The 7,025-nt window shown below is 59.0% G+C and carries 8 protein-coding genes; 3 read left to right on the top strand and 5 right to left on the bottom strand.

What is annotated here, in order from left to right:
- The coding region (locus tag L0H65_RS11530; RefSeq protein WP_301459153.1) for an aminotransferase class V-fold PLP-dependent enzyme at positions 1-825 on the bottom strand (825 nt) is incomplete at its 3' end.
- A gap of 708 nt (positions 826-1,533) precedes the next feature.
- Between L0H65_RS11530 and L0H65_RS11525 the strand changes: the two genes are divergently transcribed.
- Complete coding sequence (locus L0H65_RS11525; RefSeq protein WP_301459152.1) at positions 1,534-2,763, top strand: MFS transporter; 1,230 nt, start codon at positions 1,534-1,536, stop codon at positions 2,761-2,763.
- Here L0H65_RS11525 and L0H65_RS11520 read toward each other — a convergent pair.
- From L0H65_RS11520 to L0H65_RS11510, 3 genes are read right to left on the bottom strand one after another with little or no spacing between them, the layout of a single operon-like run.
- The gene (locus L0H65_RS11520) at positions 2,746-3,318 is read right to left on the bottom strand and encodes a Smr/MutS family protein (RefSeq protein WP_301459151.1); all 573 of its coding nucleotides are present in this window, start codon (positions 3,316-3,318) and stop codon (positions 2,746-2,748) included. The genes L0H65_RS11525 and L0H65_RS11520 overlap by 18 nt on opposite strands.
- Positions 3,319-4,320 carry a murein transglycosylase A gene (locus tag L0H65_RS11515; protein WP_301459154.1) on the bottom strand — a complete coding sequence of 334 codons (1,002 nt, stop codon included), beginning with the start codon at positions 4,318-4,320 and terminating at the stop codon, positions 3,319-3,321.
- Between the two features lie 41 nt (positions 4,321-4,361).
- A complete protein-coding gene (locus L0H65_RS11510; RefSeq protein ID WP_301459150.1) occupies positions 4,362-5,021 on the bottom strand; it encodes a Tim44/TimA family putative adaptor protein in 660 nt (219 codons plus the stop codon).
- A gap of 154 nt (positions 5,022-5,175) precedes the next feature.
- Between L0H65_RS11510 and L0H65_RS11505 the strand changes: the two genes are divergently transcribed.
- Positions 5,176-5,658, top strand: coding sequence for an FxsA family protein (locus tag L0H65_RS11505; RefSeq protein WP_301459149.1), 483 nt, complete (start codon positions 5,176-5,178; stop codon positions 5,656-5,658).
- A gap of 54 nt (positions 5,659-5,712) precedes the next feature.
- A complete protein-coding gene (gene secB / locus L0H65_RS11500) occupies positions 5,713-6,222 on the top strand; it encodes a protein-export chaperone SecB (RefSeq protein ID WP_301459148.1) in 510 nt (169 codons plus the stop codon).
- A 49-nt stretch (positions 6,223-6,271) separates the two neighbouring features.
- Here secB and dnaQ read toward each other — a convergent pair whose 3' ends face one another.
- Entirely contained in the window at positions 6,272-6,967 is a 696-nt protein-coding gene (gene dnaQ / locus L0H65_RS11495; RefSeq protein ID WP_301459147.1) for a DNA polymerase III subunit epsilon, read from the bottom strand.
- Positions 6,968-7,025 lie beyond the last annotated feature (58 nt).

The raw sequence follows: 7,025 nt of genomic DNA, 5'->3' as shown, positions 1-7,025 counted from the left end.
GGCGTGCCAGTCGAGCGCCGGGAGGGAGGCGAGGGCGGCCATGCAACCGGGGGTGCCATTGTCAAACCGCCGGATATCCGGGGCAAGGGTGAAACTGTCTAACGCCCAGTTGAACGGGTCGGGCTGACTGAACCAGCCGCGCAACTCCGGCGAACATTCTGCGATCAGCTTTGGGCTGACATAGAGGATACCCGCGCCGGGGGTGCCGCACATCCATTTCAGGCTGGTGGTGACGGCGAAATCAATCACAGGCGCATTCACATCGAAGGGCAGCAGCCCAGCGCCCTGAGTGATATCGACACCGATGACACTGCCCTTACGGCGTCCGTGCGCGACCATGGTTTCCAGATCAATCCGGTGAGAACTGGTCGAGGAAACCCATGTCAGCAGCGCCACCGCAACATCCGGACCCCAATGGCTGATGAAATCCTCATCCTCCACCCAGCTCGCACCCTGGCGCATTGGCACGGTATCAAGGGTGAAGCCAAGACGCTCCTGCAACTTGGACAACAGGAAATGGTTGGACGGAAAGCAATCCGCACCAACCAGGACACGCTTGCCTTTCAGCCGTTCCGGTGGCAGCGCGGTAATCAGCATGTGAACGGCTTGGGTCACATTTTCGGTACTGGTCACGCTGGCTTCGGGGGCAGAAATGATTGCGCGCCAGCGGTCGAGAAACGCGGCGCGCTTGGTCAGGACATAGCCCCATTGCGCATCATTGGCAGCCCCCCAAACCTGCCCGAACTCACTCATCGCCTGCGCGATACCTTCGGCCTTGCCGGGATACTGGCCGATCGAGTGATACAGAAAATATGCGTCGTCCATGTGTCTCACCTTGTATAAGCCCGCTCGAATCATACGCGCGACCGAACGATTGCGCCGGGATATTTGCGCCGGGTTATAGCAATATAACGCAAAACTGCGGATCAATACCATTGCGCCGTTCGTTGCGGCCCTCTTTGTGTCGTGTCGCACCACTCAGACGGCTGAATCAACGTTGTTCACAATGATCGCACCCCGTCCGATTTGTTTGGCGCCACATCGGTGAGGGCTGGAGACGACCCCTGATGCTTGAACCCACCCTGACCGAGAATGGTCATCGGTCTGCACCCGCCGCTACTTCCTGCGTATCCCGCAGGATATCCATCCAATGGCCGATCGGCCCGCCCTGCACCCTCCCACAAAGCCAATACTGTTTTAGCAAAAGGTGCGGTGGCGAAGGCGAGGGCACCTTTACATGGTACGCCTCCTCCACCTCGTTCCTGCCCGAAGCCAGCAAGCCGAGAAACCGGCCACAATGCGTGCCTCGGGTATTCTTTCCCTCCCTCAAGGAAGTCGGGACTTCCAGCAGGCTCCTATGTCATTCTCGATCAACTTTAGATGTACTTGCAGATATTTATGAGCCAGAGCCGCGGGAGGGAAATCGCCCCAAGCGGATGAAAAAACCTCGCCATTAATGGTCGATCCGCGTCTTGTTGGATCGTTCTGACTCAGGGGCTTCCATTCATCACGTTTTGCGCCCATCAACATGCGATGAAATCTCCGGTTCTTGCCTTTGTCCGTGACAACAGCGCCTTTCTGGCGACGGGAGCATTGCTGTCCTTCCTGTCCGGGTTCGGGCAAACTTTTCTGATTTCCGTTTTCGGGGGTGAAATCCGCGAAGCCTTTGGGCTGAGCAATGGCGATTGGGGCCTTATATATATGGCCGGGACCGGGCTTTCGGCCTTTGTGATGGTGTTTGCAGGTGGGCTGGCGGATCGGTTCCGCGTGCGGGTTTTGGGCGTTGCGGTCGTGCTGATGCTGGCGCTCGCCTGCTTTGCCATGGCGTTCAATCCGTGGGCCGCTGCCTTGCCGCTGGTGATCTTTGCGTTGCGATTTGCCGGGCAAGGGATGACCAGCCATGTCGCGCTGGTTGCCATGGCGCGGTGGTTTATTGCAACAAGGGGGCGCGCGCTGGCGATTGCAACGCTGGGCGTGATGTCTGCTGAGGCGCTGATGCCGCTCAGCTTTGTCTGGTTGAAATCACATTTCGACTGGCATCATCTTTGGGTTGTTGCCGGGCTGTTCTGCCTCGCCTGCTTGCCCGTCCTGTATCGCCTGTTGCGGTTGGAGCGCACTCCGCAGCAAGCGGCCGAGAGCTCCTCCACCCTGGGGATCGGGCAGCGCCATTGGACGCGCGCGCAAGTGTTGCGCCATCCGCTGTTCTGGTCACTGACTCCGGCGCTGATGCTCTTTCCCGCATTCGGGACGGCGTTCTGGTTCCATCAGGTGCACTTCGCGGCGATCAAGGGCTGGAACCACCTGTCGCTTGTGGCGGTCTTTCCACTTGGCACCGTCACATTCGGCGTGTTCACCGTGATCTATGGTTGGGCGATTGACCGGTTTGGCGCGGTGCGGCTGTTGCCGATCTATCTGCTGCCGCTCGTCGCGGGCTTCAGTCTGCATGCCTACGCGCCGACGCTGGGATGGACGGCTGCGGGTGTGATGCTGATGGGAATGGCAGGGGGTGGACAATCCACCATCCTCAACGCCGTCTGGGCAGAGTTTTATGGCACGAGGCATCTGGGCTCGATCAAATCGGCCGTCGCGGCGCTGATGGTGCTTGGATCGGCGCTCGGTCCCGGCGTTACCGGCTGGTTGATTGATCGCGGCGTGGGGTTTGAGACGCAGCTTTACGGTTTCGCACTGTCTTTTGTCTTCGCCATTCTGGTGATGCTGGTGCCGGTCCGGACGGCGCAAATCGCGTTAGCGGCTGCGGCGTAGATAGACATAAAACGCGCCGCTGCCACCGTGCCGCAAATGCGCCTCGGTCACTTGCAGGATCGCAGGACCAAGTGGCGGCTGGCGCAACCAATGCGGCACCTGTTGGCGCAAGACCCCGCTGCGCTGCGGGAAATGGCCAATATTTTGACCCGGCTTGCCTTTACCTGTGATCACCAGCACCAGCCGCAACCCCGCCGCGTGGGCGTTGAGTAGAAACCGGATCAATTCTGGATGCGCCTCCGCCAAGGTCATGCCATGCAAGTCAATCCGCGCGTCGGGCGCCAACCTGCCACGGGTCAGCTTTGCAAAGGCTTTTGCATCCATTTGCAGCGAAGATGGCGCTGCGGTTTGCGGCTTTGGAGCGGCGGGCCGTTCGCCTAAACGGAACGGCATGATTGGCGTGTGTGCAGGTGGTATCACAACAGGTGTCGGGGGCGGTTCCACGGTTACTTCCGGCTTTCGGGGATAGATCTGAGCGTGCATTGGCGTCGTGGTTCGCGCGACGACCTTCCAAAGCGCCTCCTCCTCCGGGCGCAAGCCGCGTCGGCGGGCCATCTACTCCGCCTCCAGCACAGCGAAGGCCCGCTCAATGGGCAACAAAAGAACCATGCGGCCACTGTCCTTGATCGCGCCGGCATTTTCGCCCGCTTGCGCCCCGGTGCCGTAAAAGATGTCAGCGCGCTGCGCGCCTTTGATCGCGCCCCCGGTATCCTGCGCGATCATCAGACGCCGTATCGGCGCGCGGCCATTCTTCTCCAGCCAGATTGGTGCGCCCAACGGGGTGAAGGCCGGATCAACGGCGAGGCTGCGCATGGTGGTGATTGAGCGACCCATCGCACCGATCGGGCCCTTTTCCGGTGGCAAATCCGGCAAGCGACGGAAAAACACAAAAGATGGGTTATGCCGCAACATCGCTGCACCGCGACCGGGGTTAGACCGAACCCATGCCTTGATACCTTGGGCGGAAACATCATGCTCCCCCATGATGCCAAGCCGCACCAATTCCTTACCAACCGAACGATAGGGATGACCGTTGCGGCCACCGTAGCCGACACGCAGCACACCACCATTGGCCAGACGGATTCGCCCGGAGCCCTGAACTTGCAGAAAGAACACCTCCACCCGGTCTTCCAGCCAGACAATCTCCAGCCCGCGACCGCGCAAGGCACCGGAGGTCTCAATAGCGCTGCGGTCCAGCCATTGCTCACCGTCACGCACTTCAGGCGGGCGGGCATAGAGCGGAAAGGAAAAACGCGGGGTCTGCACCAAGGAGCCAGTCAGTTCCGGTTCATAGTATCCGGTGAACAGCGCAGGCGGTTCGCCCACCATCACCGGTCGGAACAGCATTTCGAAAAAGCTGCGCGCGGTGCTTTCTGATTTCATCGCTTGCGGGGCAACGCGACAAATCGGCGTCCAGTCCGGGTCGGTCAGCAACGAACATGTATCGAGGAAAGTCGCAAGTGCCGCGCGATGATCATCCTGCCGCCAGCCGTCCAGATCGGAGAAATCCAGCATCTGCGCCGCAGCGGAACCCATGGTCAGACCCAAAGCCAGCATTGGCACGGCGACCCATGCGAAAAGGCGGGCCGCGACACGCATCAATCCCCGGTGGCAGCCAGCAGCCAGTTCGGGTCGGACGACCCCATCTGGCGCGAAAAGGTCCAGACATCGCGCTGGCGCTTGATCTCGGTCGGGCTGCCTTCGACAACTTCACCGACCTTGTTACGCACCACGGAATTCAACTCCGCGACGAAACGGACCGAAATGTCCCCTTCGCGCGTCGTACTGTCAAACTCTGCATCTTGCAGGACAAGTTCGCGGATGCCGATGAAATTCGCCGTTATCGTCAGCCCTTGGGCTTCGCGAGCAGCGACCGCAGATGAAAAACTCTCATATACATCGGGCGCGAGGAATGGCTTGATCCGCTCCATCTCGCCCTTCTCGAACGCTGTCAGGATCATTTCATAAGCACCCCGCGCGCCGCCCAGAAATTCCCCTACTGAAAAACTCGGCTCTGCGGCTTTCATCGCGGCCAATGCCTTCGCGGCGGAACTGCCTTCATCGACGTGATCCACGATATCGTGATCCGGTCCCCCCTCAATCACCTCAAAGCCTTTGCGAACGCGCGGCTTCTGGTCATCCAGCGGGATCGGCGGTTTTTCAAAACCTTCCCTTGTCCCGAGAACGCTTTTCAGCTTCAGGATCAGGAATACAGCAATTCCAGCCAAAACAAGAAGTTGGATCAACGAAGAGTTCATATCGGCCCTCAGGATATCGGGACTGGTGATCACCCCGAATGGATTTGGGTGTTGGTCTCACACCCGTTCGTTCTTATGTAGGGCGTGAATGGGGCCGAGTCTACCGCCCGACATGCAAAGAAATTGCCGGGAAACCGGGAGAGGAAGCAAAGAGATGTGGCTTTTGCTGGTCTTCATCATCGTTCCGTTGATCGAAATCGGGCTTTTCATCACCGTGGGTGGGTGGCTGACGCTGTGGCCGACGCTGGCAATCGTGATTGCAACCGGTGTCATCGGCACTTTCCTGGTACGCTGGCAAGGCTTGAAGGTGCTGGAAGAATTGCGCGGTTCCATGACGCAGATGCGCGACCCGGTATCCCCGCTGGCGCATGGCGCTTTGATCCTGCTGGCAGGGATTTTACTCCTGACGCCGGGGTTTTTCACCGATGCCATCGGCTTTTTGCTGTTGGTGCCAGCGGTTCGGCGGATGATCATCGCGCATGTCGCTTCGCGCGTCACGATATTCAGCCCGACGGCGCAGCCGAGGTCACCCTACCGCGAAGATAGCGTCATTGATGGTGAATTTTCCGAAATCACACCGGATCAGCCCGTAAACAACCCCGAAAACAAGCGTCCCTCCGGCTGGACGAAGCATTGAGGCCCCCTGTCTGACCTGCTACATAATTCGCAATGATTTTTTGGGAGACAATCAATGACCGAAACAAATGGAGCCGATGCGACCGCCGTCGGCCAGCCAAACGAACAGGTAAAGATGCAGGTTTTGGGGCAGTTCATCCGCGATCTGTCCTTTGAGAACGCTGTCGCACAGCGCGGCCTGCAAGGCGATAATGTTCAGCCAGATACGCAGGTTGCCGTCAGTCTTGATGCCCGCAAACGTTCGGCCGACAACCAGTTCGAGGTGATCACAAAGTTCCGCGTCACCTCCAAGAACAAGGCGAACGATGAGACGCTGTTCATCGTAGAGGTCGATTACGGTGGTATTTTCCACGTTGAAGGTGTGCCGGAAGACCAGTTGCATCCGTTCCTGTTGATCGAATGCCCGCGCATGTTGTTTCCCTATGTGCGCCGCATTATTTCGGACGTGACGCGCGACGGTGGCTTTCCGCCGCTCAACATCGACACCGTTGATTTCCTTGCACTTTATCGCGCAGAAATTGCGCGCCGGATGGAAGAGCAGAAGGCAACCCAGCAGGTTTCCTGAGGCACGATTGTTTAAGATGAAAGGCCGGGCGCTCGGTCCGGTCTTTTTTCTATTGCCGTTTGGTCCAGATTGCCGCAGCGCCCAGCTTTTCGATGAACAGTGCATGGGCCTGCTCCTCAGCTTCGGTCAATCGTGGCGGCAACGGGGTCGGCCGTGGTTGCGCGCGCCATTCAGCATCGCCCCGTGCATCCATCTCAGCTTTTCCCGTTGCGGGTGCCAGCGCGAAATCGGGTTGCCGACCGCCGATCAATTCAAGATAAACCTCCGCCAGGATCTCACTGTCCAGAAGTGCGCCGTGTTTCTCACGTCCGGAGTTGTCGACACCGAAGCGGCGACACAACGCATCAAGAGACGCAGGGGAGCCTGGGAATTTCTGACGGGCAATGGCCAGCGTGTCCAATGCCTGGTTGGCGGGGAGTTTGGGTAAACCTGCTGCGGCAAGTTCGTGGTTCAGGAATTTCATGTCAAAGCTGGCGTTGTGGATCACCAGCTTGTCGTTGCCGATAAAATTCATAAACGCCTGTGCGATGTCGCGAAACAGCGGCTTGTCGCGCAGGAAATCATCGCCCAGTCCATGCACTTCAAAGGCGGCGTTCGGCATCGCGCGCTGCGGGTTGATGTATTGGTGGTAGGTGCGCCCGGTCGGCATGTGGTTGAACAGTTCGACCGCGCCGATTTCAACGATCCGGTCGCCTTCGGTCGGCTCAAACCCCGTTGTTTCCGTATCCAGCACGATTTCACGCATCACGACCCTCGCGGATATAGGCGATCAGGGCGGTCACACAGGCCTCGGCGGAGGGAAG

Origin of the sequence: Pseudorhodobacter sp., assembly GCF_030452865.1 — a bacterium.
In the GTDB taxonomy this organism is placed as follows: Bacteria; Pseudomonadota; Alphaproteobacteria; order Rhodobacterales; family Rhodobacteraceae; genus Pseudorhodobacter.
This window is presented reverse-complemented; position numbering and strand designations above follow the sequence as displayed.

Coding starts and splice junctions, on each gene's coding strand:
- dnaQ (WP_301459147.1), bottom strand. CDS start 6,967: ATGCGTGAAATCGTGCTGGATACGGAAACAACGGGGTTTGAGCCGACC.
- L0H65_RS11505 (WP_301459149.1), top strand. CDS start 5,176: ATGTGGCTTTTGCTGGTCTTCATCATCGTTCCGTTGATCGAAATCGGG.
- L0H65_RS11515 (WP_301459154.1), bottom strand. CDS start 4,320: ATGCTGGCTTTGGGTCTGACCATGGGTTCCGCTGCGGCGCAGATGCTG.
- L0H65_RS11520 (WP_301459151.1), bottom strand. CDS start 3,318: ATGGCCCGCCGACGCGGCTTGCGCCCGGAGGAGGAGGCGCTTTGGAAG.
- secB (WP_301459148.1), top strand. CDS start 5,713: ATGACCGAAACAAATGGAGCCGATGCGACCGCCGTCGGCCAGCCAAAC.
- L0H65_RS11525 (WP_301459152.1), top strand. CDS start 1,534: ATGAAATCTCCGGTTCTTGCCTTTGTCCGTGACAACAGCGCCTTTCTG.
- L0H65_RS11510 (WP_301459150.1), bottom strand. CDS start 5,021: ATGAACTCTTCGTTGATCCAACTTCTTGTTTTGGCTGGAATTGCTGTA.